The organism is Aeromonas sp. SrichE-2G (assembly GCF_017939565.1).
GTDB lineage: Bacteria > Pseudomonadota > Gammaproteobacteria > Enterobacterales > Aeromonadaceae > Aeromonas > Aeromonas taiwanensis.
Window position 1 is genome coordinate 160,671 of the sequence record NZ_JAGKRG010000053.1, and the last position, 20,478, is coordinate 181,148.

Consider the following 20,478-nt stretch of genomic DNA (forward strand, 5'->3'; position numbering starts at 1 on the left):
CGCTGCATGCATTTTTTGCCATCACCCGAGTCAATTAATTAACAGGACGTTGAGCATGCATAAGAAAATAGTCAGCAGCCTCTACTTTCAGGTGATATTGGCAATCACCATCGGCATATTGCTGGGGCATTTTTATCCAAGCCTGGGCGCCGATATGAAACCCCTCGGTGATGGCTTCGTGAAATTAATCAAGATGATCATCGCCCCCGTTATTTTCTGCACCGTGGTGACGGGGATCGCCGGCATGGAGAGCATGAAGGCGGTGGGCAAGACTGGGGCCATCGCGCTGATCTATTTCGAGGTGGTGAGCACCCTGGCCCTCATCATCGGCCTGTGCGTGGTCAACCTGCTGCAGCCCGGGGCCGGCATGAACGTGGACCCCTCTTCGCTCGACGCCAGCGCCATCTCGGTCTATGCGGATCAGGCCCAGTCACAGGGCATCGTCGCCTTCCTGCTGGACGTGATCCCGGCTAGCGTGATCGGGGCCTTCGCCGGTGGCAATATCCTCCAGGTGCTGTTATTTGCTGTCCTGTTCGGCTTCTCCCTGCATCATATCGGGGAGAAGGGAAAAACCATCTTCAATATCATTGATGGCTTCTCCCATGTTATTTTCGGGATCATCAACATGATCATGAAATTGGCACCGATCGGGGCATTTGGTGCCATGGCCTTCACCATAGGAAAATATGGCATCGGCTCCCTGGTGCAGCTGGGGCAATTAATCGCAAGCTTCTATCTGACCTGCCTGCTGTTTATTTTCCTGGTGCTCGGCAGCATCGCCAAGGCCAATGGTTTCAGCATTGTTCGCTTTATTTCCTACATCCGTGAAGAGTTGTTGATCGTGCTGGGAACCTCCTCCTCCGAATCCGTCTTGCCGCGCATGCTGGTGAAGATGGAGGCGCTCGGCTGCAAGAAGTCGGTGGTGGGTCTGGTGATCCCGACTGGTTACTCTTTCAACCTGGACGGGACTTCCATCTACCTGACCATGGCCGCCGTCTTCATCGCCCAGGCAACCAATACCCCGCTGGACTTGTTCCACCAACTCACCCTGCTGGTGGTGCTGCTCATCTCCTCCAAGGGGGCGGCCGGGGTGACCGGGAGCGGCTTCATCGTGCTGGCGGCCACCATCTCGGCGGTGGGACACCTGCCGCTGGCGGGGCTGGCGCTGATCCTCGGGATCGATCGCTTCATGTCGGAGGCCCGCGCCCTGACCAACCTCATCGGCAACGGCGTCGCGACCCTGGTGGTGGCCCGCTATTGCGATCAGCTTGATGAGGAGAAGATGCAGGAGGCCCTGGCGAAACCCGTGGCGGCCAAGCCGGTGGATCTGCGGGGCTGAATCGCCCTTTGATCATGAGGGTTACCCATAAAAAAACGGCCCGCGCGGGCCGTTTTTTTCATTCGTTTCTTGCGCAGAGTGACTTACAGGCTCTGGGTGAAGGTACGGGTGACCACGTCACGCTGCTGTTCCGGAGTCAGTGCATTGAAGCGCACGGCGTAGCCGGAGACGCGGATGGTCAGCTGCGGGTACTTCTCCGGGTTGGCGATGGCGTCTTCCAGGGTCTCGCGGCGCAGCACGTTGACGTTCAGGTGCTGACCCCCTTCGACCACCGGCTCGCTCTGGACCGGCAGTTCACGGTATTCGAACTGGCCGAGATCAGCCAGGTTGACTTCCTGATCGGCGGCGAAGCTGTCGCCCTTGGCGCAGATGCAACGAGCTTGCTGCTTCTCTTCGTCCAGCAGCCAGAAAGAGTTCAGCAGTGCGGTATTGGCGGACTGGGTGATTTGGATGCCCTTGATCATGGTATGACTCCTCATAGGAAAGCGGATTCAACGGTAAGCACATTACCCTGATGTTTTTAAACCACCTGGATGACGGGATGATTTAACGGGGCCTTGCCTTACACCTTTACTTCGTTGGGGTCATATATATCATGATGGTAATAATACGAAAATTGATCCAAATCAATAAATGCGCGTTTTTTCGGCGCAGCAAGATATTAATTTATTGAGTTTAATCAAAAAGAGATCATTTTTGCGATTTCGTAAGATATATAAATTATGCATTTTTTAATATTCATATCTAGTAAATTAACTACACCTTTGGTCCTTTTTTCATGTCACGGGATGGCTGAGGGGGAGGGGGAAGGCATGAACTCCCCCCCTGCCCGTGGCAGGAGGGAGCCGTCTCCCGGGCTATCCCCCTTGGTCGAATGCTCGTCTTCATACACTGAAAGCAGGCTGCGCGAGCCGCACCCATGGCGGGCAGCCCTGGCCGGGCTGCGGTTGCGTCTTGCCGCCCGGGCCCCTATCCTGAGCCCCTTGCTTCGTTGACCGGGGTGACGCGGCGCCGGCCTGGACAGAAAGGTGGCGTCGGAGCAGGGGAGGCTGGTGCGCCAGCCTGGGTTGTCGGTGTGATTTGTGAAGAGAGGAGACGGGCGTGCTGACCTGGAAAGATGTGATTGGCTCGGAGAAAGAGCAGGAGTACTTCAAGACGACCCTGGCGACGGTCAGGGCCGAGCGGGAGGCTGGCAAGGTGATCTATCCGCCGGCGACCGAGGTCTTCAACGCCTTCAAGCTGACCGAGCTGGACGAGGTCAAGGTGGTGATCCTGGGGCAGGATCCCTATCACGGCCCGGATCAGGCTCACGGCCTCTGCTTCTCCGTGCTGCCCGGCGTGCGCACGCCTCCTTCCCTGGTCAACATCTACAAGGAGATGCAGCGGGATCTGCCCGGTTTTGTCACACCGGATCACGGTTTTCTGGAGTCCTGGGCCAGGCAGGGGGTGCTGCTGCTCAATACGGTGCTGACGGTGCAGGCGGGCATGGCCCACTCCCACGCCCACCTGGGTTGGGAGACCTTCACCGACAGGGTCATCGAGCAGATCAACGCGAGCCGCGAGGGGGTCGTGTTCCTGCTGTGGGGGGCCCACGCCCAGAAGAAGGGCCGCTTTATCGACAGGTCGCGCCACCATGTGCTGAGTGCTCCCCATCCCAGCCCGCTCTCCGCCCATCGCGGCTTCATCGGCTGCGGTCACTTCTCCGAGGCAAACCGCCTGCTGACCCAGCAGGGGATGAGCCCCATCGACTGGCTCTCGGTCTGCCGCGACAGCCCCGAGCCGGCCTGACACTCTTTGTGTACGGCTATGTCTCCATACCTGTTGCATGAGGCGCCCTGGTGCCTCATGCAAGTACAGTCTGATGCTCATTATCCTTATCCTTCCATGACGCTCCAACATCCTGCGTCGAATCAGGTAATGCTTCAGGCCAGATAGCAGCCCCTGTCTTGCAACCATGACCACCGGGATGTCATTCCGTCCCGTTTCTCAGATTCGTCCTTTACCGCTCCGCTGTATGGCGGGACGTGACCAGACTGGTTCGCCTTTGAAGGACGCCAGAAAGAGGTCCTCATCTACGTCCACAATCCAACCTTCATGGTCCGCCCGGTGCTCTGCCATGGCGCGCAGAAAGCGATGGCGATACAGGAGGGTCGTGTTCCTGTAGATCTTTTGTGGGGTTGTTCGAGTCTGTATGTGCATGGCAATAGGGGCAGGCAGGGTAATCCGCTCGCAGGACTTTCATGGGAGGGTGACTGGGTTGTTGCAATTCATGCAGGGTGATATGCCGTTGTCGCACCGAGTGTTGTGGGAACGGGGTAAGGAAATGCTGGAAGGCTTGGATATCTATGATGTAGGCCACTCAGGATGGTGACCGTACTCAATGGCTTTCAACACATAACTGGGGCCGCGCCATAAAAAAGCCCGCACGCTCCGGTGAGCGGCGGGCAACTAAGAGCATGGAAGCAGACTACAGACAGAAAGGAGTATGTCAGCCCGGCAGCAGGGTGGTGGTGCGCAGGTCGCGCACGGCCAGGTTGATCTGCCGGGCCAGACGCAGGGCCTGACGACAGCTCAGCCCTGTCACATCGATGACGCCCCCCTGAAACTCGAACCGTCCCAGCGCCTCTACCATGAAGCTTCCATGATGGAAGCTCTTGATATAGCGGGCAATTCGACGGGGAGACAACTGCTTGAACACTTTCATGACCAGAGACCCTGTTGCTTGGACAGGGCACACTATGCCCAGCAAGGGTGACAGTGATGTGACAGTTGTGGGTGCTTTGTATGAATCCGCTTTTCGGCATGACGGCCTCAGGGGCTGGCGAGGGAAAAAGTAGTGCCGTACCGGGCCCTGGCCCCGATATACTGCGGCCATCTCTGGATTGATGAAGGTGCCGCGCGTGGAGTGGGTGGACATAGTAGATGAACAGGATCGGGTGATCGGGGTGGCCGATCGCGCCAGGGTGCGTCGGGAGAACCTGCGCCATCGTGCCAGCTACATTCTGGTGCTCGACGAGGCAGATCGGATCCTGGTGCAGCGTCGTACCCTGGCCAAGGACTTCTGTCCCGGCATGTTGGATGCCTGCGCTGGTGGCGTGGTGACCACGGGGGAGGCGATGGCGCCTTCCGCCCGGCGCGAGCTGGCGGAGGAGCTGGGGATTTGCGACGTCCCTCTGCAGGATTTTGGCACCTTCTATGCAGAAGGGGAGGCGAGGGGCGGGGCTTACCGGGTCTGGGGCGGTCTCTTCAGCTGCCATTATCAGGGCCCCGTGCAGCTGCAGGCGGAGGAGGTGAGCGAGGTGCACTGGATGAGCCTCGACGAGATCGCCGGGCGGGCCGAGGAGTTCACGCCGGACTCCCTGCTCGCGATCGCCACCTGGCAGGCGCGGCGCTCGCCATAGGGTGATGTCGCCAGACGCCGGCGTCTGTGACCTGTGTCCTTGCCCTCCGGCCTGGAGTAGACTGAGCCTCTTTCGGTCACCTAAGGATGCGTCATCATGATCACGGTCGGTCAATCCCTGCCCGCAGGGGAATTTACCTTTATCACCGCCGAGGGCAAGCAGGTACTGGACACCCGGGCCCTGTTTGCAGGCAAGCGGGTGGTGCTGTTTGCCGTCCCCGGCGCCTTTACCCCCACCTGCTCCAACGCCCATCTTCCTGGCTACGTGGTGCTGGCGGACCAGTTCAAGGCTGCGGGGGTGGATACCATCTGCTGCCTGTCGGTCAACGATGCCTTTGTAATGAAGGCGTGGCAGCAGGCCCAGAACGCCGATGCCATCACCATGCTGGCGGACGGTGACGGCAGCTGGACCCGGGCACTGGGTCTTGCCAAGGAGACCGGCGCTTTTGGTGGCGTGCGCGCCCAGCGCTTCGCCCTCATCGCCAACGACGGTGTGGTGGAGCAGCTCTTCGTGGAGGCGCCCGGCAAGTTCGAGGTCTCCGATGCCCAGAGTCTGCTGGCGGCGCTGTGAAAGATTAATCGTTGTTTGATTAGTCCTTGAAATAGCAAGCGGCCCCGTTACACTGAGCCCGTTTTTGGATGGAGCCAGGCTTGCGCCTGGCTCTCGTGTTTGCCGTGGATGAGATGGAAGAATATGACCCTGGCTTTTGTTGCCTTGATTGCCGGACTGGCGTTGCTGGTCTGGAGTGCGGACAAGTTTGTGGACGGCGCCGCCGCGACCGCCCGTTATGCCGGCATGCCGCCGCTGCTCATCGGCATGGTGATCATCGGTTTTGGTACCTCTGCTCCCGAGATGGTGGTGTCGGCCCTGGCCGCCTCCCAGGGCAACCCCGGGCTCGCGCTCGGTAATGCCTATGGCTCCAACATCACCAACATCGCCCTTATTCTCGGTTTGACGGCCCTGATCAGTCCCATTGCGGTGGCTTCCCAGGTGGTGCGCAAGGAGATCCCCATCCTGCTCGGCATCACGCTGCTCTCCGGTGCCCTGCTCATCGACGGCCATCTGGGCCGCACCGATGCGGTCATTCTGGGGACCGTGTTCGTGGCGTTGATGGGGTGGTCCATCTGGGCCGGCATGAACGGCAAGGGCGATGCGCTGGATACGGAGACCGAGGAAGACATCGAGAGCGAGGGCATGTCCCTCAAGGTCGCCCTGTTCTGGCTGGTGCTGGGGCTGGTGCTGCTCATCGGTGCCTCCCGCCTGCTGGTGTGGGGGGCGGTGACCATCGCCCATGGCTTTGGCATCAGCGATCTGGTGATTGGTCTCACCATCGTCGCCGTCGGTACCTCGTTGCCGGAGCTCGCTTCCTCCCTCATCGCCATTCGCAAGAACGAGCACGATCTGGCCCTTGGCAACGTGCTGGGCTCCAACCTGTTCAACACCCTGGCGGTGGTGGGCATCGCCGCCGGCATCCAGCCGCTGGAAGTGGCGCCCGAGGTACTCTCCCGGGACTGGAGCCTGATGATGGGTCTGACCCTGGTGCTGCTGGTGATGTGCCTGGGCCGCAAGGGACAGGGGCGTATCAACCGGCTGGAGGGGGGCGTGCTGCTCGCCTGCTTCGTCGCCTACACCGGTTGGCTGCTGACGAGCCAGTTCATCTAGCCTGACGATGAAACGAGAGAGGGGAAGCCGATGCTTCCCCTCTTTTTTTGTGCACTGTGTTCTGCCCGTCAGGCCACGGCGACCAGTTTCTGCTTCTGGGTGCTGTCCAGGATGAGGATGCTCGCCTTGGGGAAGAAGTTGAAGGTGGAGGCCGACGCCCAGGTGTAGGCACCCATCACCCGGCCCACGACCAGCTCCCCAATCTCGAGGTCCGGCAGCATGATGCCATCGCGAATGACGTCCACGCTGTCGCAGGTCGGGCCGGAGAGCACGGCATTGTGCAGAGGGCCCTGGGCGTAGGGGGTGCTTACCGGGTAGGTGACATGGTCGTAGAGCTGGCCGTTGTAGCTGCCGTAGAGACCGTCATCCAGGTAGTACCAGATCTTGTCGCCGCGATGGGCCTTGCCCATGACGCTGGCCACCGAGGTCATGGCCGGTGCACTGATGAAACGGCCCGGCTCGGCAATCTTCTGCACGGTGGCGGGCAGCTTGGCCAGGGCCTCGCGGATCGGGGCGCAGAAGCCGTCGATGTCGAACTCGCCCCCGTCATAGTCGACCGGGAAGCCGCCGCCGATATCCAGCACCCAGGGCTTGAGCCCGAGCGCCCAGGCCTGCTCCATGATCTCGCGGCAGGCGTCGATGGCCTGTACGTGGCGACGGGGGTGGGGGACCTGGGAGCCGACGTGGAACGACAGCCCCATCACCTTGATCCCCTTGGCCTGGGCCAGCTGCAGCAGCGGCAGTGCCTGCTCCGGCGTGCAGCCGAACTTCTTGGAGAGGTCGACCTTGGTCTCGGGGTTCGGGAAGCTGACCCGCAGCAGCAGTTTCACCTCGTCCTTGTAGGGCAGGAATTTCTCCAGCTCCAGCGGGTTGTCGTAGACGAACACGGTGCAGCCGTACTCCAGCGCATAGCGGATGTCGCTGTCGCGCTTGATGGGATGGGTATGAATGCAGCGTCCCGGGCGGACACCCTGACTGCGCACCAGATCCACTTCGCCATTGGTGGCCAGATCGAAACAGGCCCCCTCTTCCTTCAAGACAGAGACCACTGCCTCGTGGGGCAGGGGTTTGAGTGCATAGTGCAATCGTACATCGGGCAGGGCGGCCGCCAGGGCCCGATACTGTTTGCGGACGGCTGCCTTGTCGAGCAGCAGCAGGGGGGAGCCGAATTGTTCAACCAGCTGACGGTAATCTTGTGCAACCAGGGTCTCGTTCATTCTCTTTTGGTCATCCTTAGGGGGCGTGATATGCCCAAGCCATATGCGATTGAACCGGCGACGGCCGGGTCAGGCGAGCGGTCCGGTGGGACCAACCAGGCACACTGCATAACTTCCTTGCGAAGTGCTTAGTTATGCGCGGGATTATCGGCTTATTGAGTTTGTGTGCAACCCTTTTGATTGAATATGTCGTCAAGTTTTTCTGGTCGAGACGAAAGGGGCTATCGATATAAACCCCCTGTCGAGCGTCGGAAGGAACCGAATCCGGTGGTGAGAGGTAAAGCATTGATAGTTAACAAACATTTAGCATTTTTCCCTGTTCAGGGGGGAGAACGGAAAAAAGCGGCGGAGCAGGGCACGAGTGCGAGACAGCTCACATTTTTTGGATTACCATGCCCGCTTCCTAATCCAAACTAGTTCGGATGAAGGTAGCAGGAGAGCGATGGGCAACCATCCACCGAAGAAGTGAATCTTTCAGGTACCGGGCAACCGGTGTGGACTGCTACTGGACGATACTCTGGAGAGACCCGTTGAATCGGGCGCCGAAGGAGCAAGGCACCGTGATTGCATCGCAATCTGGCGCCGGAAACTCTCAGGCAAAAGGACAGAGGGGATGGGATGGTTGTACCTGGGCTTGGCCCGCATCCGATCGCCTCTGGCCGATCGCGACACCTATGGGAAGATCATCCTTCTCCTCCTTAATCGTTGTTTTTTAAGGAGGATGCATGTCATCAATTCAATCGGCGCTCGCCGCCATCGATAGCTTTGTCTGGGGGCCACCCCTGCTGATCCTGCTGGTCGGGACCGGCATCTATCTTACTCTGCGTCTGGGTTTGCTTCAGATCGTGCGTTTGCCGCTCGCTCTGCGGCTGGTCTTTGGCCGCGATCAGGGCCAGGGCAAGCAGGGGGATGTCTCCAGCTTCGGCGCGCTCTGCACCGCTCTCTCCGCCACAATCGGCACCGGCAACATCGTCGGGGTCGCCACCGCTATCAAGCTGGGCGGCCCGGGCGCCCTGTTCTGGATGTGGATGGCCGCCCTGTTCGGCATGGCCACCAAGTACGCCGAGTGCCTGCTGGCGGTGAAATATCGCCAGCAGGACGCCAACGGCCAGATGGCGGGCGGCCCCATGTACTATCTGGAGAAGGGGCTCGGCTCCAAACCGCTCGCCAAGCTGTTCGCCTTGTTCGGCATCGGCGTCGCCTTCTTCGGCATCGGCACCTTTCCCCAGGTCAACGCCATCAGTGATGCCATGAGCCTCTCCTTCTCGGTACCCCGTGAAGTGACCGCCGTGGTGCTGACCCTGATCGTGGCGCTGGTGACCCTGGGGGGTATCCAGTCCATCTCCAGCGTGTCGAGCAAGGTGGTGCCCTTCATGGCCATCTTCTATATCGTCGCCTGTCTGGGCGTGCTGGTGAACAACGCCAGCGCCCTGCCCGATGCCGTCATGCTGGTGATTGAGAGTGCCTTCACCGGCCATGCGGCCACCGGCGGCTTTGTCGGCGCCGGCATCATGCTGGCGATCCAGTCCGGGGTGGCGCGCGGGGTCTTCTCCAACGAGTCGGGGCTGGGGTCGGCCCCCATCGCGGCGGCAGCGGCCAAGACGGATTCCTGCGTGGAGCAGGGGCTGGTCTCCATGACAGGCACCTTCATCGACACCATCATCATCTGCACCATGACCGGCCTGACCCTGGTGGTGACCGGGGTGTGGAGCGGCGATGCGAGCGGCGCGGCCATGACCAGCCTGGCCTTTGCCCAGGGGCTGGATGCCCATGTCGGTCAGTACCTGGTGAGCATCGGCCTCCTGTTCTTCGCCTTTACCACCATCCTTGGCTGGAACTACTACGGCGAGCGCTGCACCGAGTACCTGTTCGGAGTGAAGGCGATCAAACCCTATCGCCTGGTCTATCTGGTGCTGGTGGCGAGCGGTGCCTTCCTGCATCTGGACATGATTTGGCTCCTGGCCGACATCGTCAACGGCCTGATGGCGGTGCCCAACCTCATCGGTCTCATCGGCCTGCGCCACGTGGTGATTGCCGAGACCCGCGCCTACTTCAGCCGGGACCGGGATACGGAGTCCGAGCCCGAGCCGCAGACGGCCTGATGCCACGACCATCCATTCAAATAAAAAAGCCACGACCCGGGTCGTGGCTTTTTTATTTGACCGTTGAAGGGAATGGTCACTCAAGGGGGCCACGGAAGAGCACTTAATCAGCCGTCAGCAGCCGCCGCAGCCGGTGGTTGACCTCGGCCACCAGTTCTCCATGGCTCTCTTGCCAATGGATGGCTTGCGCCAGGGTGGTGGAGGTGCCGGGGAGAAAGCGCAGCTCGCCGCCCGCCAGCTCGTAGAAGCGGCTCGCCATCCGGGTGCCTTCATCCACGTTGCCGGCCACCAGCAGCATGGCCTGAGCCAGCACGGCGCCACCGTGATCCTGCCCGGGGGCCAGCCAGCGCTGGGCGGTACCGGTCACCTTGCGCCCCCCGATCACCAGGTTGTACTGGCCGTCGCAAAACGAGCCGGGCACGAAATCATAGCTTCCCTCGAGGCCGTATCCGGCCAGCACACTCAGCAGCGGTGCCCCCAGCAAGCGGTAGTAGTGGGCGAGATCCGTGGTGGTGCGGGGCAGCATGAGGGACAGATTGAGGATGCCGGCGCCGTGGGGCACGGCGGTGCCGCCGCTGTCGCGCACGAACACGGGCCAGCCCTCGGCGGCGAGCTGCTCGCAGGCGTCCTGGTAGCGGGGCAAGCGGGTGTCCTTGCGGGTGACGATGAGGCACTGCGGGGCCTGCCAGAGGTGGGCGCGGGGCTGACCGTCCCGGGCGCACTCCCGCAGCCAGAGTTGCTCCTGGGCGAGGATGTGATCCGGCGTGTGACCTTCAGGCAGAGGGGGAAGCAGGCGATAAGGCATGGCAGGATCCTGAAGATTGACGGGTCTTGCACACTACCCGTGGCGGGCAGGCAGGTAAAGCCCCGCACGGCGGGGCTTTACCTGTGACATGGCGGGGCGTCAGGCCTGGGGAGTGTGTTCTGGCAGCAGCAGGTTCAGCACGATGGCGGTGAGGCCGCTTCCGTCACAAACCGGGCGCATGCTGATGCATCCCGACGGGGACGGTGTAGAATGAGCCCTCAGTTGGAAGATGGAGACTCTGGATGCTGAAGCTGTCGGAGTTCTGGAGTGCCCGTGCCCACTCCGAAGACTTTACCCTGACCCGCATGGGCTTCATGACGGTGCGGCTGCGGTTGCTCACCTGCCTGCTGATGGTGGGACTCCCCACCTGGGCGCTGGTGGACTGGCTGACCCTGCCTGCGGCCCAGTTCGAGGCGCTGTTCCAGCTTAGGATCTTCTGCCTGCTTGCCCTCTCGCCGCTGATCCCGCTCTCCTATCTCATCCACTTCAGGCGCGAACGCATGAAGCTGGCGCTGGGTTATCTGATGGCGGTGATGATGCTCTTCTCCCTCATCTGCCTGCACAGCTTCGGTGCGGATCAGGAGCTGCAGGCGGGCTACATGGCGTTTCCCTACCTGCTCATCAGCCTGTTTGCCATCTTCCCCATTCCCCTCTCTCTCAGCCTGCAGCTGGCGGGAGGCATCCTGGTCACCATGCTGGCCGGCAACTGGCTGCTGGTGGGGCAGCCCGTCTGGAGTGTGCAGACCCTCAACCAGATCTGGCTGCTGGGGCTCTTTGCCATCGCCAGTGCCTGGGTGCAGTGCGGCCAGCTCAACATGCTGTTGCAGCTCTACCGGGAGTCCACCACGGACGAGCTGACCGGCATGATGAACCGCCGCCTGCTGATGAAACAGCTGGAGAAGGCGAGGGCCGCCATGATCCGCAAACAGACGCCGTTTGCCGTGCTGCTGCTGGATCTGGACCGCTTCAAGCGCATCAACGACACCTTCGGCCATCTGGCGGGGGATGCGGTGCTCAAGGAGGTGGCGGCGACCCTGGCGGAGCAGCTGGAACCCGGCATGGTGCTGGGGCGCTACGGTGGTGAGGAGTTTGCCATCCTGCTGCCCCGCTGTCCGGATCAGGCCCAGGCAACACGGGTGGCGGAGCGGCTGCGAGTGGCGGTGGAGGCGCGGCTGGTGAAGAGCCCGACGTCCGACGAGCTGCTGGAGGTGACGGTGAGTATCGGCCTGACCCAGGCCCGGCGAGGCGAGGGCATCGAGGCGCTGCTCAACCGGGTGGACGAGTGTCTCTACATGGCCAAGATGGCGGGGCGCAACTGTGTGGTGGGGGAAGCCGGCAAGGTGCCCGACGAGCAGGGGGCCGCCGGGACGGATGCCGCCTGAGGGCGGCATCCCGGGGCGGGATCAGCCCAGCCGGTATTTGCCAGAGAGCTGCTGGGCCAGCAGCTTGAACATGTTGAAGACGGCCATGGTCTTGCCGGTCGGGGTGCCATCCTCGGCCAGGAAGAACTCCCCCTTGAACACCAGGATGTCCCCCTTCTGCTCCACCGTGTCGGCGCGCATGCCGTGGATGAAGTCCTCATGTTCCCGGATGATCTTGTTGGCCATCTCCAGCAGGGCCGTCTCGGTGATCAGCTCTTTTTGTGGTTGCATGTGCATCTCCTTTAACGACTGCTGACGGGGCGGGGCGCGCCCCGTCGCTGATTGAAGAGGCGGCCAGCATACTGCAAAGGGGGATTTTCTGTCATTGATATGACCCCGCATTTGCCCGGCTTGCCCCCTCTCAGCCCATCACCAGGTTGCGAAGCCAGCGGCGCTGGCGAATGCGGCGCTGCACCAGCAATACCTTGGAGAGCTCCTCCAGCAGCACCACGGCCACCACCCAGGAGAGGGGCCAGCCGAGCAGGCTGACCGCCACCCAGGCAAGCGGCAGGCCGATGCACCACATGCCGACGATGTCGATGAAGATGCTGTAGTTCACATCTCCCCCCGAACGCAGCACTCCGACGATACCCACCATGTTGAACACCTTGAGCAGCATGCCGAGACACAGGATGGCGAGTACCTGGCCCGCCTCTCCCATCAGCTCGCCGGGCAGATTGCCGACCCATTGCAGCAGGCTGGCTTGCAGCAGCCAGACGGCGATCCCCACCAGCAGGGCCCCGACGGGAGCAAGCAGCAGGAAGAGCTGGGAGTGCTGCCAGGCCTCGTCATACTCCTCGGCCCCGAGCCGGTGGCCGAGCAGGGTGGAGCAGGCCACCGCCAGCCCGAAGAAGAGGGAAATGAGGATGCTCTCGAGCGTCCCGAGGGTGGTCATGATGGCCAGGGAATCGGTGCCGAGGTGGGCGTAGAGGAAGCCGTAGAGCAGCATGCCGAAGGCCCAGAGTCCGTCGTGCAGCAGCAACGGCAGGGCGATCAGGGTGAAGCGCACCACCTCCTTGCGGCGAAAGGCCGCCCACCAGTCTGCCCTGCGCGGCACCAGACGGGGTTCGATGCGCCACACGTAAAGGAGCAGCAGCGCGGTCTGCAGCAGCCGTGAAATCGTGGTGCCCCAGGCCGAGCCGGCCACCCCCATGGCCTCGAAGCCGAAGTGGCCGAAGATGAGGGCATAGTTGAGGATGACGTTGGCAAGGATGGCGACGATGCCAATCCGGGTCGGCGCCGCCGCATTGCCGACCGAGCGCAGGGCCGCCTCCAGGGGGACCACCACGGCAGTGCAGAGGATGGTCGCGCCGGTGATCATCAGGAACTCGTCGGCCAGGGCGCGCAGTGCGGGATCCTGGCTGGCAAAGCCCAGCACGCTGCCCGGCGAGAGCAGGTAGACGAGGGCAAACGGCAGGCTCACCGCCAGGGCGCCCACCAGGGCCAGGGCCAGGGAGCGGCGCACCCCGGCCATCTCGCCGCGACCGTAATACTGCGCCGCCAACACCGAGACCCCGCCCGAGAGTCCCGCGATCACCAGCAGGTTGAAGAAAAAGACCCGGTTGCCCAAGCCGACCGCCGCCACTGCCGTGGTGCCGAGCTGGCTCACCATCATGATGTCGATGAGACCGAGCAGGGAGAACATCATGGACTGCAGCGAGACCGGCAGGGCCAGCCGCCACAATCGGGTCATGAACTCACGATCGGTGGTTTGTTTTAAAATCGCTTGCCAATAATTCATGTATGTTAACCGGGTATATGAAAATCAAGGTTTGTTGTGGGTATGATAGGGAAGGTAAGGGACGGCTTCACTGTGAGCCTCTCTCTGCTTTTTTGTGCAAAACTATCCTGTTGAGGTGTTATGCCCTTTGCGAACGAATGTCTTGAGATAGCACCGTCCTGCGAGGAGCGCATGCTGGGGCGTGAAGGCCTGCCTCTGCTCGGCGAGGCGGGCATCTTCCTGACCGGGTTGTCGAACATACGGGAGCACTACCTGATCCGTCGCAACCGGCCCGAATTTCACATCCTCATGATGAGCCACGACGAAGGGGGCGCTCTGCTCACCGATGATGGGGAGCGGGTCATTCCTGCCGGGGCCCTGGTCTTCCTGCCCGCGGCCGTACCGGGGGGCCTCAAGCTGGTGGGGGAGCAGTGGCGCACCAGCTGGATCCTGCTGGACGACGTGCCGCGCTGGCAGCACCTGCACCGGCTCGGTCACCGTATCTGGCAGGGGGAGGAGGGAGATCAGCTCTATCATCTGCTCAGCCTGATGCAGGGGGAGGGTATACGCTCGCCGCTGCAACCCCAGCTGCTGAGCCTGCTGCTCGCCCTGCTGGACCGCACCCTGCAGGGGGAGGGGCGCGGTACGCCGGAGCTGCGGCTGCAGGCGCTGTTTCGCCGGGTGGAAGCGCGTCTGGACGAGCCCTGGAGCGTGACCCTGCTCGCGGATCAGATGGCCTGCTCCGTGCCCCACCTGCATCGCCTCTGCCGGCAGGCGTTCGGCATGGGGCCCATGGCCTGGCTCACCCAGTTGCGCATGAACAAGGCGCGCCAGCTGCTGCTCTACACCAACTGGCCGCTGGCCGAGCTGGCCAGCCGGGTCGGATACAGCGACGGGGCCAACTTTGCGAACCGCTTTCGCCGGCTGACTGGTCAGACCCCCGGGTCCTTTCGTCGCCTGGGTCGCAAACCTTTCGCCACGGACGCGCAAACCCTTTGAAATTGTTGCCCCAAGCCCATAGGATCGACGGGCCACACAGTCAAGGTACAGATCCATGTTTGAAGATAATAATCAGAAACGTCCCCTCTATATTCCCTATGCAGGCCCGGCCCTGCTGGAGACGCCCCTGCTCAACAAGGGCAGCGCCTTCACCAGCGAAGAGCGCAGCAGCTTCAACCTGGAAGGCCTGTTGCCCCAGAACATCGAGACCATCGAGGAGCAGGCGGAGCGTGCCTATCGCCAGTTCATGGGCTTTGGCAACGACATGGACAAGCACATCTATCTGCGCAACATCCAGGATACCAACGAGACCCTGTTCTACCGCCTGCTGAACAACCACCTGACCGAGATGCTGCCGGTCATCTACACCCCGACCGTGGGCAAGGCGTGCGAGGAGTTCTCCAACATCTATCGCCGTGCGCGCGGCCTCTTCATCTCCTATCCGGACAAGGACAGGATCGATGACATGCTGCAAAACGCCACCAAGCAGAACGTCAAGGTGATCGTGGTCACCGACGGCGAGCGCATCCTGGGCCTCGGCGATCAGGGCATCGGCGGCATGGGCATTCCCATCGGCAAGCTCTCCCTCTACACCGCCTGCGGCGGCATCTCGCCGGCCTACTGCCTGCCGGTGGTGCTGGACGTGGGCACCAACAACCAGCAGCTGCTGAACGACCCCTTCTACATGGGCTGGCGCCACCCGCGCATCTCCGGGGAGGAGTACGACGAGTTCGTCGATGCCTTCATCCAGGCGGTCAAGCGTCGCTGGCCGGATATCCTGCTGCAGTTCGAGGACTTCGCCCAGGGCAATGCCACCCCGCTGCTCAACCGCTACAAGGACGAGCTGTGCTGCTTCAACGATGACATCCAGGGCACGGCCGCCGTGACCCTGGGCAGCCTCATCGCCGCCTGCAAGGCCTCCGGTGCCAAGCTCTCCGAGAAGCGGGTCGCCTTCCTCGGGGCGGGCAGCGCCGGGTGCGGCATCGCCGAGCAGATAGTGGCGCAGATGAAGGCCGAAGGGCTGACGGATGCCGAGGCTCGCGGCCGGGTCTTCATGGTGGACCGCTTCGGTCTCATCACCGACAAGATCCCGAACCAGCTCGACTTCCAGCGCAAGCTGTCCCAGCCGCTGGAGCGCATCAAGGACTGGCCGGTGGGGGACAACATCTCCCTGCTGGAGGTGATGGAGCACGGCCGCCCTGACATCCTGATCGGGGTCTCCGGCCAGCCTGGCCTGTTCACCGAAGAGGTGGTGAAGACCATGCACAAGCACTGTGCCCGTCCCATCATCTTCCCGCTCTCCAACCCCACCTCCCGGGTGGAGGCAACGCCGGCGGATCTCATCCGCTGGACCGACGGCCAGGTGCTGGTGGCCACCGGCAGCCCGTTCGCGCCGGTGGAGTACAAGGGCCAGCGCTACGTCATCGCCCAGTGCAACAACTCCTTCATCTTCCCGGGGATCGGCCTTGGCGTCATCGCCTCCGGTGCCAACCGGGTGACCGATGCCATGCTGATGTCGGCCAGCCGCGCCCTGGCGGACTGCTCCCCCCTAGTGAAGGGAGAGGAGGGCTCTCTGCTGCCGGATCTCGCTGACATCCACCAGGTCTCCCGCTACATCGCCAAGATGGTGGCCAAGACCGCCATGCTGCAGGGTAAGGCGGTGCAGACCCCGGACGAGGTGATCGATCAGGCCATCGAGGCGAACTTCTGGCGCCCGGAATACCGCCGCTATCGCCGTACCTCCTTCTGATGTTGGAAGGGTAAAGAAACGCAGAAGGGATGCATCAGCATCCCTTTTTTGTGCACGGCTGCGTGGAGAAGAGGGATTATTGTGCCGGCTCTTCGGCGGGCATGGGCTCGGCGGGGGCGGGTTCGGTGGGCGTATGGACACCGGTCACCCGGATCTCGACCCGGCGATCCGGGGCCAGGCAGTCGATGAGGGCGGCCCTGGCCTTGACGGCATCACACTGGGTGCCGGTAACCGGGTTGCTCTCGCCATTGCCCTGGGTGCTCACCTTGTCGGCAGGCAGCCCCTTACCGATGAGGAAGTCCGCCACAGTCCTGGCCCGTGCCTCGGAGAGCGCCTGGTTGTTGGCGTCCGAGCCGATGCGGTCGGTGTAACCCATCACCAGGGCGTTACCGTCCTTGGGCTTGACGTCGGCAATCTGCTGATAGAGATCATCCAGGGCGGCCATGCCTTCCGGCTTGAGGTCGGCCTTGCCAAAGGCAAACAGTACGTCCGAACTCAGGTTGAAGGTCTGATCCACGGGCTCGGGCGCCGGGGGCGGAGCCGCTACCATGGGGGCGGCCACCGGGGCTGCGGCGACGGTACGGTTGGGGTGCAGCACCAGCTCGATGGTGGCGGTGCTGATGTCGCTGACCCAGCGATGGGTGCCGCTGTCCACCTTGTCGTTGTCCGAGTCATCCCCCACTCGCACCAGATAGCGGTAGCGGGCCTGGATGTCGACCCAGTCGTGCAACCTGGCGGTCAGCCCGAGCCCTGCCAGCGGCGCCAGGTTGTCCTCGTTGCCGTTGATGGACTTGACGCTGTAGAGGTAACCACCCCCTTCGGCGAACACCGAGAAGATGTCCCCCAGGGGCAGACGGCCTATCACCGACAGGGTGGCCCCCTGGTTGCTGAACTCGTGGCCGTTGACGTCCCAGTCGCCTCCCGACAGATAGCCCAGCTCGGCCCCCAGGTTTTCGGTGAAGTTGTAGCCCACGAAGGCGTTGTAGGCGTTGTCACTGTCGTCGACGCCTTGAACCGTTTGCGTGCCTATCTTGAAGTCGTCGATGTCATGGGCCCACGCCCAGCCCGCCCCCGCGCCTATGTACCAGTCGTGAGCAGGGGCCGCCTGGGCGGCTCCCGTCGCCAATGCCAATGCAATCCAGATTGGTTTCAGTCTTATGTTCATCGCGTATCCTCGTCGATGTTGGGTGTTATAGGGCTCCCAGCCCTTTGTTATGTATAACCAACACTATGTATAGGCGATGTGGCCGCTTTAACCACATAAGTGGCGCATCTATATGGAAAATCTGTGAGAGCGACGGGCAATTTTTCTGCGTGGGAGCGGGAGGATGACAGCCTCGGCAGGCAATAAAAAAGGGACCGTATGGTCCCTTTTATTGCATGGTGCTTAAGCGATTACTGCTGTACTTCCTGCACGCCGGTGACGCGCACTTCGACGCGGCGATCCGGTGCCAGGCAGGAGATCAGCTCGTTCTTGCCCTTGACGCCGTCACACTGGTTGCCGGTGACAGGGTTGGCTTCGCCGCGACCTTCGATGGAGACCTTGCCTGCCGGCAGACCCTTGCCAACCAGGAAGTCAGCCACGGTACGGGCACGGGCTTCGGACAGCTTCTGGTTATAGGCATCGGAGCCGATGCGGTCGGTGTAACCCACCACCACGGCGCTGCCATCTTTCGGCTGAACGTCAACGATCTGCTGATACAGGGTGTTGAGGGCCTCGGAACCTTCCGGCTTCAGGGTGGATTTGCCGAAGGCAAACAGCACGTCGGAGCTCAGGGAGAAGTTCTTGTCGACCATGACGGGCTCAGGTGCCGGCTCCGGGGCCGGGGCGGGCACAGGTGCGACATAGGAGGTGCGGTTCGGGTGCATCACCAGTTCCAGGGTGGCGACGCTCATGTCGGTCTGCCAGGTCTTCTGATCGTCACCCAGATCCCACATGTAGCGGTAGCGGGCCTGCAGATCGAGGAGGTCGGAGAGCTTGGCGGTCAGACCCAGGCCGGCCAGCGGGGCAGTACCGTTGTCGCTGTCACCATTGCCGTTGACGTGGTTGAAGTAGGCGCCGCCTTCGGCGAACACGGAGAAGATGTCACCCATGGGCAGACGGGCGATACCGGACAGGGTCGCGCCCTGGGTCTTGAAGTCGACGCCGTCGACGCCAGCCTTGCCGGCATAGAGGTAGCCCAGCTCGGCACCAAAGTTTTCGGTGAAGTTGTAGCCGCCGAACAGGGAGAGCGCGGTGGCGTCCTTGTCAGCATCCAGGCCGAAGGAGTCCAGGTCATGACCATATGCCCAACCAGCACCCATACCGGTGTACCAGTCGTTGGCCGCCTGAGCGGTGGTAGTTCCCATGGCTGCGATAGCCAGAGCAATCAGGGTTGGTGCCACTTTCATTTTCATCGTTTTATCCTCGTTGAGTTGCCGTGCTACAGGCGAATGCGCACTCTTTGTTATACCGGTCGCAGATGACACTTCATGTTGCGACTCCGTGATGGATCACGGACGGCTTGAATAAAAAACGGATGGAAACCTGGATACTCATGAAGCTGTTCTCCATGGACAACTAACCGGGCGTTCAGCACTTTTAATAGTTCATCCAATGTCTTACAAGCGTTGCTACTGTATTCTTTTGAATCGGCATGATCAAGTTTCTGCTCAGATATGCAGCGCAGGCCCGGGTGCCAGGGGACAACCACGAGAGCAGAGGGAAAGAAGACAAACGGGGATGAGACAGGGGCTGTCGCTGGGGGAGATGACAAAGCAAAAGGGGATGCCGTGGCATCCCCTTTTTGCGTTATCTGAGCGAGGTCAGATTACTGCTGAACTTCTTGTACGCCGGATACGCGAACTTCTACGCGACGGTCCGGAGCCAGGCAGGAGATCAGCTGAGCCTTGGCCTTGACGCCGTCACACTTGGTGCCGGTGACCGGGTTGGCTTCGCCGCGACCTTCGATGGCAACCTTGCTGGCAGCCATGCCCTTGCTGACCAGGAAGTTGGCAACGGTGCGAGCACGGGCTTCAGACAGCTTCTGGTTGTAAGCGTCGGAACCGATACGGTCGGAGTAACCAACAACAACGGCGTTACCGTCTTTCGGCTGGAACTCGATGATCTGCTGGTACAGCGCGTTCAGAGCTTCCACGCCTTCAGCCTTCAGGGTGTCTTTGCCAAAGGCAAACAGCACGTCGGAGTTCAGGGCGAAGTTCTTCTCAACAACTTGCGGAGCCGGAGCCGGAGCTTCTTCAACAACCGGGGCCGGAGCCGGAGCTACGTAGGAAGTGCGGAACGGGTGGTAAACGGCTTCCAGGGTCGCAATGCTCTGGTCGGCTTTGTAGCGTACGTTGCCGTCGTGCAGATCAGCCACGTCCCACATGTAGCGGTAGCGAGCTTGCAGGTCCAGAGCGTCGTTGACCTTGTAGGTCACACCGGCGCCAGCCAGCGGGGATACCTTGCTGTCGCTGGTGCCCAGGCCGTCGGTGTGGCCCCAGTAGGCGCCGCCTTCAGCGAACAGGGAGAAGTCGTAGCCCAGCGGCAGACGAGCGATACCGGACAGGGTGGCACCCTGGCTCTCGTAACGGTTGCCATCGGTGTTACCACGGCCGGTGTACTGGTAGCCCAGCTCGGAACCGAAGTATTCGTTGAAGTTGTAACCGACGAATGCGTTGGCAGCAGTCGCGTCTTCTTCACCAGAGGTCACGCCTTCGATCTTGTTCAGACCGTTGAAGTGAGTTGCACCAACACCGGCACCGAAGTAGATGTCGTCAGCGGCGTGAGCTGCAGTTGCACCCATGGCAGCCATGGCGATGGCGATCATGGAAGGAGCCATTTTCATCATAAAATAATCCTCGTTGAGATGGCACGTTGTTCACGTGCTTCGCACTTGTAATTTATTTAAGCTGCTGGCTCTGTCGACCAACCTGAGTTGGCACGAACAGGGATCCTAGATCCATCCAGGAGGCACGCATCTGGGTGCACAAGTGATCGGGTTGCACTGTCGACAGTGCACAAACGCCGTCACGAACAGCCGAGTCATTCCGATGACGTGGCGCACTTTATGCCCATTTCAA

The 20,478-nt window shown here is 61.7% G+C and carries 18 protein-coding genes and 1 riboswitch; of the genes, 9 read left to right on the plus strand and 9 right to left on the minus strand.

Annotated features, from left to right (window positions below; all coding sequences use genetic code 11):
* Nucleotides 1–55: 55 nt before the first annotated feature.
* Nucleotides 56–1,339: a dicarboxylate/amino acid:cation symporter gene (locus tag J9885_RS17165; RefSeq protein WP_043762064.1), complete on the plus strand. Its 1,284-nt coding sequence runs from the start codon at nt 56–58 to the stop codon at nt 1,337–1,339.
* Nucleotides 1,340–1,422: 83 nt separating this feature from the next.
* Here J9885_RS17165 and grcA read toward each other — a convergent pair whose 3' ends face one another.
* Nucleotides 1,423–1,803, minus strand: coding sequence for an autonomous glycyl radical cofactor GrcA (gene grcA, locus J9885_RS17170; RefSeq protein ID WP_043762063.1), 381 nt, complete (start codon nt 1,801–1,803; stop codon nt 1,423–1,425).
* Between the two features lie 637 nt (nt 1,804–2,440).
* Here grcA and ung point away from each other — a divergent pair.
* Complete coding sequence (gene ung, locus J9885_RS17175) at nt 2,441–3,127, plus strand: uracil-DNA glycosylase (RefSeq protein WP_210550167.1); 687 nt, start codon at nt 2,441–2,443, stop codon at nt 3,125–3,127.
* Nucleotides 3,128–3,827: 700 nt separating this feature from the next.
* Here the strand turns inward: ung and J9885_RS17180 are convergent.
* Nucleotides 3,828–4,043 (minus strand): DUF1107 family protein, encoded by a 216-nt coding sequence (locus J9885_RS17180; protein WP_210550168.1) that lies wholly within the window; start codon nt 4,041–4,043, stop codon nt 3,828–3,830.
* A gap of 181 nt (nt 4,044–4,224) precedes the next feature.
* Between J9885_RS17180 and yfcD the strand changes: the two genes are divergently transcribed.
* The 3 genes from yfcD to J9885_RS17195 all read left to right on the plus strand — a co-directional run bounded on the left by yfcD (nt 4,225) and on the right by J9885_RS17195 (nt 6,402).
* Complete coding sequence (gene yfcD / locus J9885_RS17185; protein WP_210550169.1) at nt 4,225–4,740, plus strand: NUDIX hydrolase YfcD; 516 nt, start codon at nt 4,225–4,227, stop codon at nt 4,738–4,740.
* A 96-nt stretch (nt 4,741–4,836) separates the two neighbouring features.
* Nucleotides 4,837–5,310, plus strand: a complete 474-nt coding sequence (locus J9885_RS17190) for a peroxiredoxin (protein ID WP_210550170.1) — start codon at nt 4,837–4,839, stop codon at nt 5,308–5,310.
* Nucleotides 5,311–5,433: 123 nt separating this feature from the next.
* Complete coding sequence (locus J9885_RS17195) at nt 5,434–6,402, plus strand: calcium/sodium antiporter (protein ID WP_210550171.1); 969 nt, start codon at nt 5,434–5,436, stop codon at nt 6,400–6,402.
* 68 nt (nt 6,403–6,470) lie between these two features.
* Here J9885_RS17195 and J9885_RS17200 read toward each other — a convergent pair whose 3' ends face one another.
* The gene (locus J9885_RS17200; RefSeq protein WP_210550172.1) at nt 6,471–7,619 is read right to left on the minus strand and encodes a type III PLP-dependent enzyme; all 1,149 of its coding nucleotides are present in this window, start codon (nt 7,617–7,619) and stop codon (nt 6,471–6,473) included.
* 507 nt (nt 7,620–8,126) lie between these two features.
* A riboswitch (glycine riboswitch) is annotated at nt 8,127–8,237 on the plus strand.
* Nucleotides 8,238–8,344: 107 nt separating this feature from the next.
* On the opposite strand from J9885_RS17200, the gene J9885_RS17205 reads away from it, so the two are divergent.
* Complete coding sequence (locus J9885_RS17205; RefSeq protein ID WP_210550173.1) at nt 8,345–9,721, plus strand: sodium:alanine symporter family protein; 1,377 nt, start codon at nt 8,345–8,347, stop codon at nt 9,719–9,721.
* Nucleotides 9,722–9,824: 103 nt separating this feature from the next.
* On the opposite strand, the gene J9885_RS17210 is transcribed toward J9885_RS17205, so the two are convergent.
* On the minus strand, nt 9,825–10,526 hold the full coding sequence (locus J9885_RS17210; protein WP_210550174.1) for a protein ligase: 702 nt from the start codon (nt 10,524–10,526) through the stop codon (nt 9,825–9,827).
* A gap of 242 nt (nt 10,527–10,768) precedes the next feature.
* On the opposite strand from J9885_RS17210, the gene J9885_RS17215 reads away from it, so the two are divergent.
* Complete coding sequence (locus tag J9885_RS17215) at nt 10,769–11,908, plus strand: GGDEF domain-containing protein (protein WP_210550175.1); 1,140 nt, start codon at nt 10,769–10,771, stop codon at nt 11,906–11,908.
* Between the two features lie 21 nt (nt 11,909–11,929).
* On the opposite strand, the gene J9885_RS17220 is transcribed toward J9885_RS17215, so the two are convergent.
* Entirely contained in the window at nt 11,930–12,178 is a 249-nt protein-coding gene (locus J9885_RS17220; RefSeq protein ID WP_043758882.1) for a YciN family protein, read from the minus strand.
* 130 nt (nt 12,179–12,308) lie between these two features.
* Nucleotides 12,309–13,688, minus strand: a complete 1,380-nt coding sequence (locus J9885_RS17225) for an MATE family efflux transporter (RefSeq protein WP_134697256.1) — start codon at nt 13,686–13,688, stop codon at nt 12,309–12,311.
* Nucleotides 13,689–13,808: 120 nt separating this feature from the next.
* On the opposite strand from J9885_RS17225, the gene J9885_RS17230 reads away from it, so the two are divergent.
* Both J9885_RS17230 and J9885_RS17235 read left to right on the plus strand, forming a co-directional pair.
* Entirely contained in the window at nt 13,809–14,666 is an 858-nt protein-coding gene (locus J9885_RS17230) for a helix-turn-helix transcriptional regulator (protein WP_210550176.1), read from the plus strand.
* 55 nt (nt 14,667–14,721) lie between these two features.
* The gene (locus J9885_RS17235) at nt 14,722–16,416 is read left to right on the plus strand and encodes an NAD-dependent malic enzyme (protein ID WP_043758888.1); all 1,695 of its coding nucleotides are present in this window, start codon (nt 14,722–14,724) and stop codon (nt 16,414–16,416) included.
* 76 nt (nt 16,417–16,492) lie between these two features.
* Here J9885_RS17235 and J9885_RS17240 read toward each other — a convergent pair whose 3' ends face one another.
* The 3 genes from J9885_RS17240 to ompA (J9885_RS17250) form a co-directional block, all read right to left on the minus strand.
* Nucleotides 16,493–17,581 carry an OmpA family protein gene (locus tag J9885_RS17240; RefSeq protein ID WP_210550177.1) on the minus strand — a complete coding sequence of 363 codons (1,089 nt, stop codon included), beginning with the start codon at nt 17,579–17,581 and terminating at the stop codon, nt 16,493–16,495.
* Nucleotides 17,582–17,811: 230 nt separating this feature from the next.
* Entirely contained in the window at nt 17,812–18,813 is a 1,002-nt protein-coding gene (gene ompA / locus J9885_RS17245; protein ID WP_043758892.1) for a porin OmpA, read from the minus strand.
* 413 nt (nt 18,814–19,226) lie between these two features.
* Nucleotides 19,227–20,246, minus strand: a complete 1,020-nt coding sequence (ompA, locus tag J9885_RS17250; protein WP_043758893.1) for a porin OmpA — start codon at nt 20,244–20,246, stop codon at nt 19,227–19,229.
* Nucleotides 20,247–20,478 lie beyond the last annotated feature (232 nt).

Bases quoted from the DNA above. Each gene is read 5' to 3' on its own strand.
- J9885_RS17165 (WP_043762064.1), top strand. From the start codon at position 56: ATGCATAAGAAAATAGTCAGCAGCCTCTACTTTCAGGTGATATTGGCA.
- grcA (WP_043762063.1), bottom strand. From the start codon at position 1,803: ATGATCAAGGGCATCCAAATCACCCAGTCCGCCAATACCGCACTGCTG.
- J9885_RS17180 (WP_210550168.1), bottom strand. From the start codon at position 4,043: ATGAAAGTGTTCAAGCAGTTGTCTCCCCGTCGAATTGCCCGCTATATC.
- yfcD (WP_210550169.1), top strand. From the start codon at position 4,225: ATGAAGGTGCCGCGCGTGGAGTGGGTGGACATAGTAGATGAACAGGAT.
- J9885_RS17190 (WP_210550170.1), top strand. From the start codon at position 4,837: ATGATCACGGTCGGTCAATCCCTGCCCGCAGGGGAATTTACCTTTATC.
- J9885_RS17195 (WP_210550171.1), top strand. From the start codon at position 5,434: ATGACCCTGGCTTTTGTTGCCTTGATTGCCGGACTGGCGTTGCTGGTC.
- J9885_RS17200 (WP_210550172.1), bottom strand. From the start codon at position 7,619: ATGAACGAGACCCTGGTTGCACAAGATTACCGTCAGCTGGTTGAACAA.
- J9885_RS17205 (WP_210550173.1), top strand. From the start codon at position 8,345: ATGTCATCAATTCAATCGGCGCTCGCCGCCATCGATAGCTTTGTCTGG.
- J9885_RS17210 (WP_210550174.1), bottom strand. From the start codon at position 10,526: ATGCCTTATCGCCTGCTTCCCCCTCTGCCTGAAGGTCACACGCCGGAT.
- J9885_RS17215 (WP_210550175.1), top strand. From the start codon at position 10,769: ATGCTGAAGCTGTCGGAGTTCTGGAGTGCCCGTGCCCACTCCGAAGAC.
- J9885_RS17220 (WP_043758882.1), bottom strand. From the start codon at position 12,178: ATGCAACCACAAAAAGAGCTGATCACCGAGACGGCCCTGCTGGAGATG.
- J9885_RS17225 (WP_134697256.1), bottom strand. From the start codon at position 13,688: ATGAATTATTGGCAAGCGATTTTAAAACAAACCACCGATCGTGAGTTC.
- J9885_RS17230 (WP_210550176.1), top strand. From the start codon at position 13,809: ATGCCCTTTGCGAACGAATGTCTTGAGATAGCACCGTCCTGCGAGGAG.
- J9885_RS17235 (WP_043758888.1), top strand. From the start codon at position 14,722: ATGTTTGAAGATAATAATCAGAAACGTCCCCTCTATATTCCCTATGCA.
- J9885_RS17240 (WP_210550177.1), bottom strand. From the start codon at position 17,581: ATGAACATAAGACTGAAACCAATCTGGATTGCATTGGCATTGGCGACG.
- ompA (WP_043758892.1), bottom strand. From the start codon at position 18,813: ATGAAAATGAAAGTGGCACCAACCCTGATTGCTCTGGCTATCGCAGCC.
- ompA (WP_043758893.1), bottom strand. From the start codon at position 20,246: ATGATGAAAATGGCTCCTTCCATGATCGCCATCGCCATGGCTGCCATG.